The sequence below is a fragment of the Bradyrhizobium sp. WCU1 genome (genome assembly GCF_053474805.1).
Window position 1 is genome coordinate 4,256,208 of record NZ_CM130280.1, and the last position, 16,919, is coordinate 4,273,126.

Below are 16,919 nucleotides of genomic sequence, written 5' to 3' on the forward strand. Positions count from 1 at the left end.
CTTTCGCATGGCGCCGGCCAGTCATTGGAGCGGCGCTGCGAGCCAAATCTGGACAAATATCCCTGCGGCCAGAATCCCTTAGCCCTCGCCGGACACGATGTTGCGCCCGAACGTTTACGTGAGACACGAAGGCTACTTAGAGGGTCCAGTACTGCCGCACGAGATGTCGTACCCGACAGGCCAAACGCTACAATATGGCGTGACTCTGGCGCAAGAGTCCGCGGTCGTGCGTCCACATGTTCCCACAAAGTTAAGCATTGCTATGAGGCTTTTCCACTGCACCGGAATGCTCCGGATTGCGCTGGTTTGGCATTGCAGGACGGCCGGCAAAGGGCGGCTCCTGGCGATTGACACCGACCGGCCGCAGCATAGAATGACCCCACGTGCCGCCCGCAAAGGCGGCCGTTTTGTTTTCCGAAGCTGGCCGTTGCTGCGCTGGCGTCAATGCGCGCGGCAATTGTCGGCCCCAAACCGGCAGTGAACGCCATGACCAACAGCGCCCCGTCGCATCTGCTCCCCGTCTTCGCCAGGGTCGATCTCGGCTTCGAGCGCGGTGAGGGCGCCTGGCTGATCGCAACCAACGGCGACCGCTATCTCGATTTCACCTCGGGCGTCGCGGTGAACGCGCTCGGGCACGCGCATCCGCATCTGGTCAAGGCGCTGCAGGAACAGGCGACCAAGCTGTGGCACATGTCGAACCTGTTCAAGAGCCCCGACGGCGAGGTGCTCGCCGCGCGGCTGTGCGAGCAGAGCTTTGCCGACTTCGTATTCTTCTGCAATTCCGGCGCTGAGGCGATGGAGGGCGTGATCAAGCTGGTCCGCCATCATCACTTCTCCAAGGGCCATGGCGAGCGCTACCGCATCATCACCTTCGAGGGCGCGTTCCATGGCCGCACGCTGGGCACGCTGGCCGCGACCGGCTCGGCGAAATATCTCGAGGGCTTCGGTCCGCCGATGGACGGCTTCGACCAGGTGCCGCATGGCGACATCGAGGCGGTGAAGAAGGCGATCGGTCCGCACACCGCCGGCATCCTGATCGAACCGGTGCAGGGCGAGGGCGGCGTGCGCGGCGCGCCGCAGGCGTTCTTCAAGGCATTGCGCGCGCTGTGCGACGAGCACGGCCTGTTGCTCGCCTTCGACGAGGTGCAGACCGGCATGGGCCGCACCGGCGAGCTGTTCGCTTACAAGCGCACCGGCGTGACGCCCGATGTGATGTCGCTGGCCAAGGCGCTCGGCGGTGGATTCCCGATCGGCGCGGTGCTGGCGACCGCGCAGGCCGCGGCCGGCATGGCGCCGGGCTCGCATGGCTCGACCTTCGGCGGCAATCCGCTCGCGGTTGCCGCCGCCAATGCCGTGCTCGACGTCGTGCTCAAGCCCGGCTTCTTCGAGCACGTGCAGAAGATGTCGCTGTTGCTCAAGCAGAAGCTCGCCTCCGTGGTGGACCGCTATCCCGGCGTGCTGTCGGAGGTGCGCGGCGAGGGCTTGCTGATAGGCGTCAAGGCCGTGGTGCCGTCCGGCGATCTGATCACCGCGCTGCGCAACGAGAAGCTGCTCACCGTCGGCGCCGGCGACAATGTGGTGCGGTTCCTCGCGCCCTTGATCGTGACCGAAGCCGAGATCGACCAGTCGATCGCCTCGCTCGAGCGCGCCTGCGCGACATTGTCGCCGGCGCAGCCGAGGAAGGCCGGATAATGAGCAAGCCGGTCCGTCATTTCCTCGACATCAACGAGCTGCCGCTCGGCGAGCTGCGCAACATGCTGTCGGCCGGCGCCGCCATGAAGGCGAAGCTGAAGGCGCATGAGAAGGGCAGGAAGCCGCTCGAAGGCAAGACGCTGGCGATGATCTTCGAGCGCCCGTCGACCCGCACCAGGGTGTCGTTCGACGTCGGCATGCGCCAGCTCGGCGGTGAATCCATCATGCTGACCGGCGCCGAGATGCAGCTCGGCCGCGGCGAGACCATCGCCGACACCGCGCGCGTGCTGTCGCGCTATGTCGATGCGATCATGATCCGCATCCTCAACCACGACGCGCTGCTCGAACTCGCCGCGCATGCCACCGTCCCCGTCATCAACGGCCTGACCCGGCGCTCGCATCCCTGCCAGGTGATGGCCGACCTCATGACCTATGAGGAAAATCGCGGCTCGATCGCGGGCAAGACCGTGGCGTGGACCGGCGACGACAACAACGTGCTGGCGTCCTGGGCGCACGCCGCCGAGCGGTTCAAGTTCCAGCTCAATATCGCGACGCCTCCGGAGCTGTCGCCGAAGAAGCCGATGCGCGACTGGATCAAGGCGACCGGCGCGCCTATCGTGCTCGGCACCGACCCGGAAGCCGCCGTGCGTGGCGCCGATTGCGTCGTCACCGACACCTGGGTGTCGATGGGCGACAAGGAGGGCGAGCGCCGCCACAACGTGCTGCAGCCCTATCAGGTCAATGCCAAGCTGATGTCGCTCGCCAAGCCGGACGCGCTGTTCATGCACTGCCTGCCCGCGCATCGCGGCGAGGAGGTCACCGACGAGGTGATCGACGGGCCGCAATCCGTGGTGTTCGACGAGGCGGAAAACCGCCTGCATGCGCAGAAGGGCATTCTGGCCTGGTGCTTTAACGAAGTCGCGTAAGCGCCGCTTCAACGCTGTCGTCCCGGCGAAAGCCGGGACCCATAAGCCGCGGCCCGTGGAAAGGGCACAAGGGGAGACGCCTTGTGTCGTAACAGAACTCTGTGGTTGGGTCCCGGCCTTCGCCGGGACGACGTTCCCTCGTTGAGTGAACCCCTTTATTTCACGGTCCGAGACCCCAGATAGAGCGCCATGGTTTCACAATCCCCCGACATCAAAATCACGACCGAGGCGCCGGTTCGCGCGCCGTCTTCGGTTCCTGTCGACGATGCCGTGCTGGCCTTCGAGGTCGGCGCGCTGGATTTGCGCGGCCGGTTGACCCGGCTCGGCCCCGCGCTCGACGAGATCCTGCACAAGCACGATTATCCGCCGGCAGTCGGCAAGCTGCTCGGCGAGGCCATCGTGCTGACCACGCTGCTCGGCTCGTCGGTCAAGTTCGAGGGGCGCTTCATCCTGCAGACCCGGACCGAAGGCCCGGTGTCGCTGCTGATCGTCGATTTCCAGGCGCCCGACCGGCTGCGTGCCTATGCCCGTTACGACGCGGCGCAGCTCAAGCCGGGGCAGACCTCGGGCGAACTGCTCGGCAAGGGTCACCTTGCGATGACGATCGACCAGGGCTCCAACACCAGCCGCTACCAGGGCCTGGTCGCGCTCGATGGCGGCGGCCTCGAAGAGGCGGCGCACGAATATTTCCTGCGCTCGGAGCAGATTCCGACACGGGTCCGGCTGGCGGTCGGCGAGGAGATGCGCGGCGGCGAGGGCGGCAAGCTGCACTGGCGCGCCGGCGGCATCCTGCTGCAGTTCCTGCCCAAGGCGCCGGAGCGCGCCAAGCAGGCCGATCTGCACCCCGGCGATGCGCCCGATGGTACGGTCACGCACAGCGTGCCGGACGACGATGCCTGGGTCGAGGGACAGTCGCTGATCTCGACCGTCGAGGATGTCGAGCTGATCGATCCCGATCTGTCCGGCGAGCGGCTGTTGTACCGCCTGTTCCACGAACGCGGCGTCCGCGTCTTCAACCCGCAACCGCTGCGCGCACAGTGCTCGTGCTCGCGCGATGCGGTGTCGTCGATGTTGAAGAGTTTTGCGCCGAACGATCGCGCCGAGATGGTCAAGGACGGTAAGGTCGTCGTGACCTGCGAGTTCTGCTCGTCGGTCTACGAGTTCACGCCGCAGGAAGCCGGCGTGGAGCAATAGCGGCGTGCGCGGAAGCGCATCAATTCAACACCCGCTTCCCGTCCGGGCTCGGGCTGTCCAGCGAGAAGGTCGGCACGTCGATCTCAAAACGCTCGCCGGCTTCGGTGACCATCTGATAGCTGCCGGCCATGAAGCCGGAGGCGGTCGGCAGCGGCACGCCGGAGGTGTATTCGAAGCGTTCGCCGGGCGCGAGCACCGGCTGTTCGCCGACCACGCCCTCGCCACGCACCTCCTGGCGGCGGCCGGTGGCATCGGTGATGATCCAGTGCCGCGTCCGCAGCTGCACCGTTTCCGGACCCGAATTGACGATCACGATCTTGTAGGACCAGAAATATTCGCGCCGGTCGACCGACGAGCGCTCCGGCATGAAGTTCGGCTCGACGGTGACTTCGATCTGGCGGGTAACGGCGCGGTACATGCGGCTCAATCCGATGGTCTTGGCCGTGATCCACTTTCGGCCGGATCACACTCAATCAGGACGCCATCATAGCCAATTGGTCAGCCGGAACCAATCGCCTGCCGGGCTGTGAAAACCCGGCCCCCGGGGACAGTCTGTTCATCGCGCTTTCAACATAGTTCCGCTCTAAAGCGCGGCCGCATGTCGCCGCACTCTGCGCTTTGTCCGCAAGTCGCGGACCGATATTATGTTTTCAGCTGGGCATGCGGAGCGTCCGCAGCCGACACGGTGTTTGATGAGCTCGATTGCCGATCCCATAGCCGGCTCGCCGGTGGCTGAGGCCAAAGCCGAGGCGAAGGTGGCGGCGGCCGCGCCCGCGATCACACTGCCGGCGACCGGCGAGCGCGAGCTCAGGCTCGATCTGTTCCGGGGGCTCGCGCTGTGGCTGATCTTCATCGATCACCTGCCGACCAATCTTTTGACCTGGCTGACGCTCCGCAATTACGGCTTCTCCGACGCCACCGAGATCTTCATCTTCATCTCCGGCTACACCGCAGCCTTCGTCTACGGCCGCGCGATGCTGGAGGGCGGCTTCGTGATCGCGACCGCGCGCATCCTGCGCCGGGTCTGGCAGATCTATGTCGCGCACGTCTTCCTGTTCACGATCTTCCTCGCCGAGATCTCCTATGTCGCGACCTCGTTCGAGAACCCGCTGTACAGCGAGGAAATGGGGATCATGGACTTCCTCAAGCAGCCCGACGTCACCATCGTGCAGGCGCTGCTGCTGCGCTTCCGTCCCGTCAACATGGACGTGCTGCCGCTCTATATCGTGCTGATGCTGTTCCTGCCGCTGATCCTGTGGCTGATGAAGTGGAAGCCCGACGTCACGCTCGGCCTGTCGGTCCTGCTCTACGCGCTGACCTGGCAGTTCGATCTGTATCTGTCGGCCTATCCGAACGGCTTCTGGGCGTTCAATCCGTTCGCCTGGCAATTGTTGTTCGTGTTCGGCGCCTGGTGCGCACTCGGCGGCGCGCGGCGGATGTCGCGCATCCTGTCGTCGAACATCACGATGTGGATCTGCATCGTCTATCTGGTCGCCGCGTTCTTCGTGACCCTGACCTGGTACGTGCCGCAGCTCGGCCACATCATGCCGAAGGTCATCGAGCAATGGATGTATCCGATCAACAAGACCGACCTGGACGTGTTGCGGTTTGCGCATTTCCTGGCGCTCGCCGCCCTCACCGTGCGCTTCCTGCCCCGGGATTGGCCGGGCTTGAAATCGCGGTGGCTGCGACCATTGATCCTGTGTGGCCAGCATTCGCTTGAGATATTCTGTCTCGGGGTCTTCCTCGCCTTTGCCGGTCATTTCGTGCTTGCCGAGGTCTCTGGCGGTGCCGCACTGCACGCCCTGATCAGCGTGTGCGGCATCCTCATCATGTGCGGCATGGCGTGGATTATTTCGTGGTACAAGCACTCCGCCGACAAAGGCGCCTCGAAAAAAGGTGCGGTCGGCAACGCCGATCTGGCGGGAGGGGGAGCATGAAGTCCGCACGGACGATGCTGGGCCTGCTGCTGCTGGCCGCCAGTTTGGCGGCAGCGCCCGCGCGCGCCGGCGACAATCCCGAGCCTGCGCCGCCGCCGCCCTGCGACGTGCCCGCCTATCTGCTGTCGAGCGAGAGCTCGCTGCCGAAGGTCACCGATGCGGTGAAGGCCAACCAGCCGCTCAACGTGCTGGTGGTGGGCAGCCGCTCCTCGACCATCCAGGGCAACGAGGCGAGTGCCTATCCGGCCAAGCTGCAGGCGGCGCTGAAGGAGGCATTTCCGCAGGCAAATATCGATCTATCCGTAGAATTACAGGGAAAAAGCACCGCGGAAGAGACCGCGGGAACCCTTGTTAAGCTTGTCGAAGCAAAAAAGCCTACTTTGGTTATCTGGCAGACCGGCACGGTCGATGCTATGCGAGCGGTCGATCCCGACGATTTCCGGACCGCCATCAACGACGGCGTTGTTGCGTTACGGGGCGCTGGGACAGACGTGGTGCTGGTCAATCTGCAATACAGCCCGCGCACGGAGACGATGATCTCTGCGCCGCCATATCTCGACAATATCAAGGTGGTGGCGCAGCAGCACGACGTTCCGCTGTTCGACCGGTTCTCGATTATGAAGCAGTGGAGCGACGCCGGATATTTTGACCTGTTCAGCACCTCGCATGGTGTCGACCTGGCCAAGAAGGTTCACGCCTGTCTCGGCCGCGCACTGGCGAAATTCGTGATCGATGCGGCCCATCTGGGCCCGGTGCAGTAGAATTAGAGGAAGCAGAGTTGATGCGTTTTGCGTTCCCTTTTCGCTCTCATGCAGGGCGGAGCCTGCGCGCCGTAGCGGCGCTCTTGCTGCTCGCGCCGTTGTCGGTCGCGCCGTCGCGCGCCCAGACCGGCCAGGCCGACCAGCATGCGGCATTGTCATCGGGTGCCGCGACAAGATCCGACGCCGCACGGCCTGATGTCGGCAAGCCCGCCGCGATGGCGGTCGACGCCGCCAGCCCGCAGCAGCCCGGCATCGCCTCCCAGGCGCTCGACAAGGTCAAGCAGGTCGCCAGATCCGCCGGCGACATCTTCCACCGCGTGCCCTGCCATCAGCCGACCGGCGTGCCCAACACCACCGGCTCGCTACCGCATGTCGCGGCCAAGCTTGCCGCCGGCAAGCCGGTCGTCATCATCGCGTTCGGCTCGTCCTCGACCCAGGGCTACGGATCGTCGGCGCCGGAATTCACCTATCCGAGCCGGCTCGCTGCGCAACTGCGCCGGCAATATCCCTCGGCCGACATCACCGTGCTCAACCGCGGCAAGGGCGGCGAGGACGCGCCGGAGATGATGAAGCGGCTGCAGACCGAAGTGATCGACATGCATCCCGACATGGTGATCTGGCAGGTCGGTACCAATGCGGTGCTGCGCAACCTCGATCCGAGCGAGACCGCCAAGCAGGTCGAGGACGGCGTGGCGCGCATCCAGGCCGACGGCGCCGATCTCGTGCTGGTCGATCCGCAATATTCGCCGCGCGTCACCGAGCGTCCGGAAAGCGCCCGCGGCATGGTGAAGCTGCTCGGCCGCATCGCCGCGCTGCGCCATGTCGGCATCTTCCCGCGCTTCGAGGTGATGCGCGACTGGCACGAGCGGCAGGCGATCCCGATCAACGATTTCGTCATCGACGACGGCCTGCACATGAACGATTGGGGCTATGCCTGCTTCGCCCAACTGCTCGGCGACGACATCATCCGCTCGGTCGGCGCGATCAAGATCGGCGTCAACGTGCCGGCCGACGTGCGGACGTACCGGCCGATGTGATCGGCCGCGCTTCGCGCGGACCCGCTGGCGCGGATCACAGAATGTAGGTGCATGAATCACCGGCGGTACCAAGCGTTCAGTGTCGTCCCGGCGAAGGCCGGGACCCATAACCACCGAGGGTCATTGTCGCACGCTCATGGGATGACGAGTCCCGCCTACAACAACCGCCGCGGAGTATGGGTCCCGGCCCCCGTGCGCAATTGCGCACTAGGCCGGGACGACAGCGGAGCGTGTGGCGCCACTCGCGCCTTAGGACCGTGGGTCTCTCACCACCACCTTCCCAAAGCTTGACCTCGCCGCGGTAATCCGCTCCCTTGGCGCCTGCTACCAAGCCTCAAGGGAAACGCTCATGTCTTTCGTGCTGGCCATCGATCAGGGCACCACATCGTCGCGCGCCATGGTGTTTCGCGGCGACATCTCCATTGCCGCGGTCGCGCAGCAGGAGTTTCCGCAGCATTTCCCGGCTTCCGGCTGGGTCGAGCACGAGCCGGACGACATCTGGACCTCGACCGTGATGGTGTGCCGCGAGGCGCTGGAAAAGGCCGGCCTGAAGGCCAAGGACATCGCCGCGATCGGCATCACCAACCAGCGCGAGACCACCGTGGTGTGGGACCGCGCCACGGGGCAGGCCGTGCACCGCGCCATCGTCTGGCAGGACCGCCGCACCGCCGACATCTGCGCAAGACTCAAGGCCGAGGGCCATGAGCCTGTGATCTCGGCCAAGACCGGTCTCATTATCGATCCCTATTTCTCGGGGACGAAAGTCGCCTGGATTCTCGATCACGTGCCGGGTGCGCGCGAGCGCGCCGAACGCGGCGAGCTGTTGTTCGGCACCATCGATTGTTACCTGCTATGGCGGCTCACCGGCGGCCGGGTGCACGCGACAGACGCCACCAACGCCTCGCGCACGCTGCTGTTCAACATCCACACCGGCGTGTGGGATGACGACCTCATCAACCTCCTGCGCGTGCCGCGCTCGATGCTCCCGGAGGTGAAGGATTCCTCCGCCCGGTTCGGCGAGAGCACGGCGGATCTGTTCGGCGGCCCGATCGCGATCTCCGGGATTGCCGGCGACCAGCAGGCCGCGACCATCGGCCAGGCCTGCTTCGAGCCCGGCATGATGAAGTCGACCTACGGCACCGGCTGTTTTGCCTTGCTCAACACCGGCACCACGCCGGTGGCCTCGAAGAACAAGCTGCTGACGACGATTGCCTATCAGCTCGGCGGCCAGCGCACCTACGCGCTCGAAGGCTCGATCTTCGTCGCCGGCTCCGCGGTGCAGTGGCTGCGCGACGGGCTCGGCATCATCAAGCACGCCGCCGAGACCGGCCCGCTTGCCGACAAATCCGACTCGATGCAGAGCGTCTATCTGGTGCCGGCCTTCGTCGGCATGGGCGCGCCATACTGGAATCCGCGCGTACGCGGCGCGCTGTTCGGGCTGACCCGCAACACCGGCCCGGCCGAGCTCGCGCATGCGACCCTTGAGAGCGTCTGCTACCAGACCTTCGATCTGTGGGCTGCGATGCGCACCGACTGGCCCGAGGCCAACGCCGCCAACACCGTGCTGCGCGTCGACGGCGGCATGACCGCATCCGATTGGACCATGCAACGGCTCGCCGACCTGCTCAACGCGCCGGTCGACCGCCCGATGATCCAGGAGACCACGGCGCTGGGCGCGGCCTATCTCGCCGGCCTCGAGGCCGGCGTCTACCCGGAGCCGGCGAAGTTCGCCGACAATTGGCGGCTCGAGCACCGCTTCAGGCCGGCGATGAGCGAGGCGACCCGCGAGCGCAAGCTCGCCGGCTGGGCGCGCGCCGTGAAGGGCGTGCTGGCGAGCGACGAGGGGGAGTAGTTGAACTCGTGCGGCAGAGTTTCTTCACCTCTCCCGCTTGCGGGGGAGGTCGACGCGCGTAGCGCGGCGGGTGGGGGCTCTCTCCGCATAGCGACTAGTCCCATCGCGGCGAAACCCCCACCCCAGCCCTCCCCCGCAAGCGGGAGAGGGGGCACGCCATCACCGCGGATGCAGACTTCCAACCAATAACAACCATTGGAGAACAACATGAACACGGATCTCAACCGCGTCACCAGACTGCTCGCTGCCGCGCTCTGCACCGCGATGCTCGCAGCTCCCGCCACCGCGCGCGAGAAGCCGAGCGCGCTTGTGTCGGCGCGCGAGGTGAAAACCGACGTCGCCGGGTTGAAGGCGCCGGGCCAGATCCTGGTCGACGTCTGGGGTATCCCGCACATCTATGCCGGCAACGAGCACGACCTGTTCTTCCTGCAGGGCTTCAACGCCGCGCGCGACCGGCTCTGGCAGATCGATCTCTGGCGCAAGCGCGGGCTCGGCCTGCTGGCGAAAGACTTCGGCCCCGCTTATGCCGAGCAGGACAAGGCGCTGCGCCTGTTCCTCTATCGCGGCGACATGAATGCGGAATGGGCCGCCTATGGCCCGAAGGCGAAAACCTATGCCGAGGCGTTCGTCGCCGGCGTCAACGCCTATGTTGCCGACGTCAACGCGGGCAAGCGTCCGCTGCCGATCGAGTTTCGGATCGCCGGGACGAAGCCGGACCTGTGGTCAGCGGAGGATGTCGTGCGCGTGCGTAGCCACGGACTAACGCGCAACGTCGCCTCCGAGGTGAAGCGCGCACTGGTCGCCTGCGCCGCAGGACTCGATGCCGATCGCTTCCGCGTCAAGCTGGAGCCGGACTGGACCACGAAGATTCCCGAGGGGCTCGATCCCTGCAGCGTGCCGAAAGGCGTGCTCGAGGCCTACGACCTCGCCACGCGCCCGGTGAAGTTCGCCGCGCCGAAGGACCAGAAGGCGGCGCTGGCGCATGATCCCGACCGGTTTTTGGCCGAGGCCGACCAGCAGCGCGACACCATCGGCTCCAACAACTGGGTGATCGCGGCGTCGCGCACCGCGACCGGACGTCCGATCCTCGCCAACGATCCGCATCGCGAGCATTCGGTGCCGTCGCTGCGCTACATCGTCGGCCTCAACGCGCCCGGCATCTCGGTGATCGGCGCCGGCGAGCCGGCTTTGCCGGGCATCTCGATCGGCCACAACGATACCATCGCGTTCGGTCTCACCATCTTCAACGTCGACCAGGAAGACCTCTACGTCTACGAGCTCAACCCTGACAATCCGAACCAGTACCGCTACGGCACGGGCTGGGAGGACATGAAGGTCGTGCATGAGAAGGAAGCGGTGAAGGGCGAGGCCGACCGCGACCTCGAGCTGAAGTTCACCCGCCACGGCCCGGTGATCTTCGTCGACGCCGACAACAAGCACGCGTTCGCGGTGCGCTCGATCTGGTTCGAGCCAGGCACCTCGGCCTATTTCGGCTCGTCCGACTACATGACCGCGAAGTCGTGGACCAGCTTCCTCGGCGCGATGCGGCGCTGGGGCGCGCCGTCGGAGAACCAGGTCTACGCCGACACGTCAGGCAATATCGGCTGGGTCGCGGCCGGCAAGACGCCGCGCCGCACCAGCTTCGACGGCCTGATGCCGGTGCCGGGCGACGGTCGTTACGAGTGGCAGGGTTTCCTGTCGCTCGATGAATTGCCGAAGCTGTACCAGCCGAAGCAGGGCTTTATTGCCACCGCCAACCAGATGAACCTGCCGGCGGATTATCCGGTGAACGAGCGCCGGGTCGGCTTCGAGTGGTCCGACAGCGCGCGCTGGCAGCGCATCACCGAGGTGCTGCAGGCCAACAGCAAGGTGACGCTGGCAGATGCGATGGCGTTGCAGAACGACGACACCGGTATGCTCGCGCGGCGCCTCGTCGCGCTTTTGAGGCCGCTCACGTCGGACGATGCCAACGTCAAGAAGGGTCTCGACCTGCTCAAGGCCTGGGATGCGCGCGACGCCGAGGACAGCGCCGCGGCTGCTGTCTATGAAGTGTGGATCGCAAACCACCTCGGCCCGGTGCTGCTTAAGACCACGGCGCCGAAAGCGGCCGAGCTGATCGCGCCGGAGGCTTCCAGCATTTCCGCCATCATCGGCTATCTCGAAAAGCCCGACGCTGCGCTCGGCAACGATCCGGCAGCGGAGCGCGACCGCGTGCTGCGCGACAGCCTCGGCGCGGCCGTCGCCGATGTCACCGACAAGCTCGGGAGCGATGCGTCCATGTGGCGCTGGGGCCGGTTGCACGTCGCCAAGTTCGACCACGCGCTGATGCCGCTCGCCGACAAGGCAACCGCGGCGCAGATGCAGGTCGGCCCGCTCGCCTTCGGCGGCGCCGCCAATGTGCCGCGCGCCGCCACTTATCGCCGCACCGACTATCATCTCACCGCGGGCGCCTCGTTCCGCATGGTGCTCGATGTCGGCAATTGGGATGCGAGCCGCACCATCAACACGCCAGGCCAATCCGGCGATCCCTTCAGCGGCCACTACCGCGACCTCGCCCCGCTCTGGGCGACGGGGCAGTATGTCCCGCTGCTCTACAGCCGCGGCGCGGTGGAAGCCGCAGCCGCCGAGGCGATCTCGCTGACGCCGAGGTGAGGGGGAGCGTACTCTCACTGACCGCGCCACAAACTCCGCAGTCGTCCCGGCGAAGGCCGGGACCCATAACCACGAATGCCAAATTGTTTCGCGCGCTGGGGCCACAGCGTGCCTTAACAACTCCACTTTGTGGCAATGGGTCCCGGCCTTCGCCGGGACGACATATGTGGCTCGTATCGCGCGCTCTATTTCGCCAGTTCTTCCTGCAGCTCCTGCATCGCACGTCGCATTGCATGTGCCGCGACATGCGAATATCTCCGGCCGATACGCAGAAATAAGGTCGCCTAATGCTGCTGCCCGACGGTTACTCCGACATTCCCCACGGCAAGGTCGCCGCCGTCGTCACGCATCTGGAAATGACTGCGCGCCCGCCGATGCGCGATGATCCGCCCGGCGCGTGGCGCCTACGCAAGGTCGAGCCGCCCGCGCTCGACTGGTATCGCGATCTCTACCGCCGCGTCGGCGAGGAATGGCTGTGGTTTACCCGCAGCGGGCTCGATGACGCCGATCTCGCCGGGCGCATTCACGCGCCCGGGGTCGAGCTCTACGGGCTGGTCGTCGATAGCCAGGATGAAGGCCTGCTTGAGCTCGACTTCAGCGTGGACGGCGAATGCCAGCTGCTCTATTTCGGCGTCACCGCAAAATTCATCGGCACCGGCGCCGCGCGCTTCCTGATGAACCGCGCGCTGGAGATCGCCTGGTCGCGCGATGTCGGCCGCGTCTGGGTGCACACCTGCACCTTCGATCATCCCTCAGCGGTCGCGTTCTACCAGCGCTCCGGCTTCCGCGCGTTCAAGCGGCAGATCGAGGTGGCGGATGATCCGAGGCTCAATGGCAAACTGCCGCGCGATGCGGCGAGGCATGTGCCGGTGATTGCATAGCTCGTCACACAGATCGGATCATGATCCGGTTGCAATGCAGCGCGGTCCATCTAGGATGGTGCAAAGCGCAACCTCTGACCTCGGCTCGACCGCCACACCTCGAAAGCCCTGCTTTCGCGGCCGCGGTCCGCTGCGGCATGACCTTCGAGATGACAGATGTTCCTGATCGGCCAGTACGACTCGCCCTTCGTCCGCCGCACCGCGATCGCGCTGCGGCTTTATGGATTGCCGTTCGAGCACAAGCCGTGGTCGACCTTCGGCGATGCGGAGCAGGTTGCGGCCTATAATCCGGTGCAGCGGGTGCCGACGCTGGTGCTGGACGACGGCGAGGCGCTGATCGAGAGCAGCGCGATCCTGGATTATCTCGACGAGTTGGTCGGGCCGGACAAGGCGATGATTGCACGCTCAGGCATCGAGCGGCGCCGGCATCTGCGCATCATGGCGCTGGCGACCGGGCTCGCCGACAAGGCGGTGAGCCTGGTCTACGAGCGCGTGCTGCGCAAGGAGCAGCTCAAGCTCTGGGTCGAGCGCTGCGAGGGACAGATCTCCCGCGTGCTCGCGGTGCTGGATCAGGAGCGCGCGGCGGTGCCGACGCCATATTGGCTCGGCGATCGTATCGGTCACGCCGACATCGCCGTGGCCTGCGCGCTGCGCTTCACCCGCGAGGCGCATCCGCATCTGTTCGACGCGCGCTATCCGGCGCTGCAGGCGCACGCCGCGCGCTGCGAGGCGCTGCCGCCGTTCCAGGAGATCGTGCAGCCGCTGGCGCCGCCGAAGGGGTAGGGAGCATATCGCCGACCTCTCTCCGCCGTCATTCCGGGGCTCGCGAAGCGAGAGCCCGGAATCCATTCCACTGCTTGTTCTGCGGTCCAATGGATTCCGGGCTCGGCGCTTCGCGCCACCTCGGAATGACGAAGAAATGCTGCAAACTCAGTGTCGTCCTGGCGAAAGCCAGGACCCATTACCCCGAATCTCAATTGTTGCGCGGCGCTGGGGCCGCCATCCCGTTCATCACCAACTGCGGTGGTTATGGGGTCCTGGCTTTCGCCAGGACGACATCGGTGAATGCGGCGCTATTGATGATCAGGCGAAGGCAACGCGCCGCACGACTCCGCGCCGCCCCCAATGCGCGCGCTTCGGGCTACCCATTGCCAGTCCGATCTTCTATGGTGAGCCGTTCGGGTCGCATGCGGCGAACTCGATAAATCCATGATATCAAAGGCTTAAGGCTCGGAGCGAAGCCTTTGGAGGGCGGTTTGACGCGATATATTTCGACCAGGGGTGAGGCCCCGGTGCTTGGCTTCTGCGATGTGATGCTGACCGGGCTCGCCCGCGACGGCGGGCTCTACGTGCCCGAGACCTGGCCGCAGCTGTCGCATGAGACCATCGCCGGCTTGTTCGGCCGTCCCTATTGGGAGGTCGCGGTCGAGATCATCAGGCCGTTTGCCGCCGGCGAGATTTCCGATGCCGAGCTCGGCCGTATGGCCAACGAAGCCTATGCCACGTTCCGGCATCCTGCGGTGGTGCCGCTCGACCAGGTCGGGCCGAACCAGTTCCTGCTCGAGCTGTTCCACGGGCCGACCCTAGCGTTCAAGGACGTCGCGATGCAGCTGATCTCGCGGCTGATGGATCATGTGCTGGCCAAGCGGGCGCAGCGCACCACCATCGTGGTCGCAACCTCGGGCGATACCGGCGGCGCCGCGGTCGAAGCTTTTGCCAATCTCGACAATGTCGACCTCGTGGTGCTGTTCCCGAACGGGCGCATCTCCGAGGTGCAGCGCCGCATGATGACGACGACCGGCGCTGCCAACGTCCATGCGCTGGCGATCGAAGGCACATTCGACGATTGCCAGGCGCTGGTGAAGGAGATGTTCAACAACCATCGCTTCCGCGACGCGGTGGCGCTGTCCGGCGTCAACTCGATCAACTGGGCGCGCATCGTGGCGCAGGTGGTGTATTATTTCACCTCGGCGGTGGCGCTCGGTTCGCCCGCGCGCACCGTCGACTTCACGGTGCCGACCGGCAATTTCGGCGACATCTTCGCCGGCTATGTGGCGAAGCGCATGGGGCTGCCGATCCGCTGGCTGCGCATCGCGGCCAACGTCAACGACATCCTGCCGCGCACGCTGAAGACCGGCAATTACGAGGTGCGCGAGGTTCACGCCACGGCATCGCCGTCGATGGACATCCAGGTGTCGTCGAATTTCGAGCGGCTCTTGTTCGAGGCGTCTGGCCGCGACGCCGACCAGGTCCGCCGCCTGATGGCTTCGCTGAAGCAGTCCGGCCGCTTCGTGCTCCCTGATGCGACGCTGGCCGCGGTGCGCCGCGATTTCGACGCCGGCCGCGCCGACGAGACCGAGACGGCGGCGGCGATCCGTGCCGCCTGGCGCGAGGCGGGCGACCTGGTCGATCCGCACACCGCAGTGGCGCTCGCGGTGGCCGATCGCGACACCTCCGACTCGAGGGTTCCGAACATCGTGCTGTCGACCGCGCATGCGGCCAAGTTCCCCGATGCGGTCGAGGCCGCCTGCGGGGTGCGTCCGCAACTGCCGGCCTGGCTCGGAGGGTTGATGACGAAATCAGAACAGATGACGGTCATGAAGAATGATTCCGCCGAGGTCGAGCGCTTCGTGCTGTCGGTCAGCCGTGCCGCCAAGCAGGGAGTTGCCTGATGAGCGTTGAAATCACCAAGCTGCCGAGCGGCCTGACCGTCGTCACCGACACCATGCCGCATCTGGAGACCGCGGCGCTTGGGGTCTGGGCCGGCGTCGGCGGGCGCGACGAGAAACCGAACGAGCACGGCATCTCGCATCTCCTGGAGCACATGGCGTTCAAGGGCACCGCGCGGCGCTCCTCGCGCGAGATCGTCGAGGAGATCGAGGCGGTCGGCGGCGACCTCAATGCCGGCACCTCGACCGAGACCACGGCCTATTATGCGCGGGTGATGAAGGCCGACGTGCCGCTGGCGCTCGACGTGCTCTCCGATATCCTCGCCAATCCGTCCTTCGTGCCGGATGAGCTGGAGCGCGAGAAGAGCGTCATCGTGCAGGAGATCGGCGCGGCGCAGGATACGCCCGACGACGTCGTGTTCGAGCATCTCAACGAGCTCTGCTACCCGGACCAGCCGATGGGGCGATCGCTGCTCGGCACCGCCAAGACGCTGAAGGCCTTCAACCGCGACACGCTGCGCGGCTATCTGTCGACCCATTACCGCGCCCCCGACATGGTGGTCGCCGCCGCCGGCGCGGTCGATCACAAGCGCGTCGTCGAGGACGTCGCGCAGAAATTTTCCAGCTTCGACGCCACGCCGGCGCCGAAGCCGCAGCCGGCGATGTTCGGCAAGGGCGGCTCGAAGGTGGTGCATCGCGATCTCGAGCAGGCGCATCTGACGCTGGCGCTCGAAGGCGTGCCGCAGACCGACCTGTCGCTGTTCTCGCTGCAGGTCTTCACCAACACGCTCGGCGGCGGGATGTCGTCGCGGCTGTTCCAGGAGGTGCGCGAGAAGCGCGGGCTGTGCTATTCGATCTACACTTTCCACGCCCCCTACACCGACACCGGCTTCTTCGGCCTCTACACCGGGACCGACCCCGCCGACGCGCCGGAAATGATGGAGGTCATCGTCGACGTCATCAATGACGCCGTCGAGACCCTGACGGAGGCCGAGGTCGCCCGCGCCAAGGCGCAGATGAAGGCCGGGTTGCTGATGGCGCTGGAAAGCTGTTCATCCCGGGCCGAACAGCTGGCACGCCATGTGCTGGCCTATGGCCGGCCGCAGACGGTGGAAGAACTGGTGGCGCGGATCGATGCGGTCAGCGTCGAATCGAGCCGCAATGCCGCCCGCGCGCTGCTGTCGCGCAGCCGGCCTGCCGTTGTCGCCCTCGGCAGCGGCAGGGGTCTGGACACGGCGGTGTCTTTTGCGGAAGGATTGACGAAGTCGAAGGCAAAGACGCTGCTGCATTGATTTGAGGTTTCACCTCGCCCCGC

At 65.8% G+C, this 16,919-nt stretch carries 13 protein-coding genes; 12 read left to right on the forward strand and 1 reads right to left on the reverse strand.

From position 1 onward, the window contains the following. The first annotated feature begins 486 nt into the window (after window positions 1–486). The 3 genes from ACTUWL_RS19735 to ACTUWL_RS19745 all read left to right on the forward strand — a co-directional run bounded on the left by ACTUWL_RS19735 (window position 487) and on the right by ACTUWL_RS19745 (window position 3,812). Window positions 487–1,692: an aspartate aminotransferase family protein gene (locus tag ACTUWL_RS19735; RefSeq protein ID WP_035649868.1), complete on the forward strand. Its 1,206-nt coding sequence runs from the start codon at window positions 487–489 to the stop codon at window positions 1,690–1,692. Continuing rightward, complete coding sequence (gene argF / locus ACTUWL_RS19740) at window positions 1,692–2,618, forward strand: ornithine carbamoyltransferase (RefSeq protein WP_021076555.1); 927 nt, start codon at window positions 1,692–1,694, stop codon at window positions 2,616–2,618. Before ACTUWL_RS19735 ends, argF begins: the two co-directional genes overlap by 1 nt. A 189-nt stretch (window positions 2,619–2,807) precedes the next feature. Beyond that, window positions 2,808–3,812, forward strand: a complete 1,005-nt coding sequence (locus tag ACTUWL_RS19745) for an Hsp33 family molecular chaperone (RefSeq protein WP_021076554.1) — start codon at window positions 2,808–2,810, stop codon at window positions 3,810–3,812. 19 nt (window positions 3,813–3,831) lie between these two features. Here ACTUWL_RS19745 and apaG read toward each other — a convergent pair whose 3' ends face one another. Continuing rightward, window positions 3,832–4,230 carry a Co2+/Mg2+ efflux protein ApaG gene (apaG, locus tag ACTUWL_RS19750; protein ID WP_021076553.1) on the reverse strand — a complete coding sequence of 133 codons (399 nt, stop codon included), beginning with the start codon at window positions 4,228–4,230 and terminating at the stop codon, window positions 3,832–3,834. 274 nt (window positions 4,231–4,504) lie between these two features. Between apaG and ACTUWL_RS19755 the strand changes: the two genes are divergently transcribed. From ACTUWL_RS19755 to ACTUWL_RS19795, 9 genes are all read left to right on the forward strand, one after another. Further along, the gene (locus ACTUWL_RS19755) at window positions 4,505–5,752 is read left to right on the forward strand and encodes an OpgC domain-containing protein (protein ID WP_035649864.1); all 1,248 of its coding nucleotides are present in this window, start codon (window positions 4,505–4,507) and stop codon (window positions 5,750–5,752) included. Beyond that, window positions 5,749–6,513, forward strand: coding sequence for an SGNH/GDSL hydrolase family protein (locus ACTUWL_RS19760; RefSeq protein WP_021076551.1), 765 nt, complete (start codon window positions 5,749–5,751; stop codon window positions 6,511–6,513). Before ACTUWL_RS19755 ends, ACTUWL_RS19760 begins: the two co-directional genes overlap by 4 nt. A gap of 20 nt (window positions 6,514–6,533) precedes the next feature. Continuing rightward, entirely contained in the window at window positions 6,534–7,550 is a 1,017-nt protein-coding gene (locus ACTUWL_RS19765; RefSeq protein WP_021076550.1) for an SGNH/GDSL hydrolase family protein, read from the forward strand. Window positions 7,551–7,899: 349 nt separating this feature from the next. Beyond that, on the forward strand, window positions 7,900–9,402 hold the full coding sequence (glpK, locus tag ACTUWL_RS19770; protein ID WP_021076549.1) for a glycerol kinase GlpK: 1,503 nt from the start codon (window positions 7,900–7,902) through the stop codon (window positions 9,400–9,402). Window positions 9,403–9,609: 207 nt separating this feature from the next. After that, window positions 9,610–12,054, forward strand: coding sequence for a penicillin acylase family protein (locus ACTUWL_RS19775; RefSeq protein WP_021076548.1), 2,445 nt, complete (start codon window positions 9,610–9,612; stop codon window positions 12,052–12,054). Window positions 12,055–12,341: 287 nt separating this feature from the next. Then, window positions 12,342–12,935: a GNAT family N-acetyltransferase gene (locus tag ACTUWL_RS19780; RefSeq protein ID WP_021076547.1), complete on the forward strand. Its 594-nt coding sequence runs from the start codon at window positions 12,342–12,344 to the stop codon at window positions 12,933–12,935. Between the two features lie 156 nt (window positions 12,936–13,091). Further along, window positions 13,092–13,718, forward strand: a complete 627-nt coding sequence (locus tag ACTUWL_RS19785; protein ID WP_021076546.1) for a glutathione S-transferase family protein — start codon at window positions 13,092–13,094, stop codon at window positions 13,716–13,718. A 473-nt stretch (window positions 13,719–14,191) separates the two neighbouring features. Continuing rightward, window positions 14,192–15,607, forward strand: coding sequence for a threonine synthase (thrC, locus tag ACTUWL_RS19790; protein ID WP_035649905.1), 1,416 nt, complete (start codon window positions 14,192–14,194; stop codon window positions 15,605–15,607). After that, a complete protein-coding gene (locus ACTUWL_RS19795) occupies window positions 15,607–16,896 on the forward strand; it encodes a M16 family metallopeptidase (RefSeq protein WP_021076544.1) in 1,290 nt (429 codons plus the stop codon). Before thrC ends, ACTUWL_RS19795 begins: the two co-directional genes overlap by 1 nt. Window positions 16,897–16,919 lie beyond the last annotated feature (23 nt).

Bases quoted from the DNA above. Each gene is read 5' to 3' on its own strand.
- ACTUWL_RS19755 (WP_035649864.1), top strand. From the start codon at position 4,505: ATGAGCTCGATTGCCGATCCCATAGCCGGCTCGCCGGTGGCTGAGGCC.
- ACTUWL_RS19735 (WP_035649868.1), top strand. From the start codon at position 487: ATGACCAACAGCGCCCCGTCGCATCTGCTCCCCGTCTTCGCCAGGGTC.
- apaG (WP_021076553.1), bottom strand. From the start codon at position 4,230: ATGTACCGCGCCGTTACCCGCCAGATCGAAGTCACCGTCGAGCCGAAC.
- ACTUWL_RS19780 (WP_021076547.1), top strand. From the start codon at position 12,342: ATGCTGCTGCCCGACGGTTACTCCGACATTCCCCACGGCAAGGTCGCC.
- glpK (WP_021076549.1), top strand. From the start codon at position 7,900: ATGTCTTTCGTGCTGGCCATCGATCAGGGCACCACATCGTCGCGCGCC.
- ACTUWL_RS19745 (WP_021076554.1), top strand. From the start codon at position 2,808: ATGGTTTCACAATCCCCCGACATCAAAATCACGACCGAGGCGCCGGTT.
- ACTUWL_RS19765 (WP_021076550.1), top strand. From the start codon at position 6,534: ATGCGTTTTGCGTTCCCTTTTCGCTCTCATGCAGGGCGGAGCCTGCGC.
- ACTUWL_RS19760 (WP_021076551.1), top strand. From the start codon at position 5,749: ATGAAGTCCGCACGGACGATGCTGGGCCTGCTGCTGCTGGCCGCCAGT.
- ACTUWL_RS19775 (WP_021076548.1), top strand. From the start codon at position 9,610: ATGAACACGGATCTCAACCGCGTCACCAGACTGCTCGCTGCCGCGCTC.
- ACTUWL_RS19795 (WP_021076544.1), top strand. From the start codon at position 15,607: ATGAGCGTTGAAATCACCAAGCTGCCGAGCGGCCTGACCGTCGTCACC.
- argF (WP_021076555.1), top strand. From the start codon at position 1,692: ATGAGCAAGCCGGTCCGTCATTTCCTCGACATCAACGAGCTGCCGCTC.
- ACTUWL_RS19785 (WP_021076546.1), top strand. From the start codon at position 13,092: ATGTTCCTGATCGGCCAGTACGACTCGCCCTTCGTCCGCCGCACCGCG.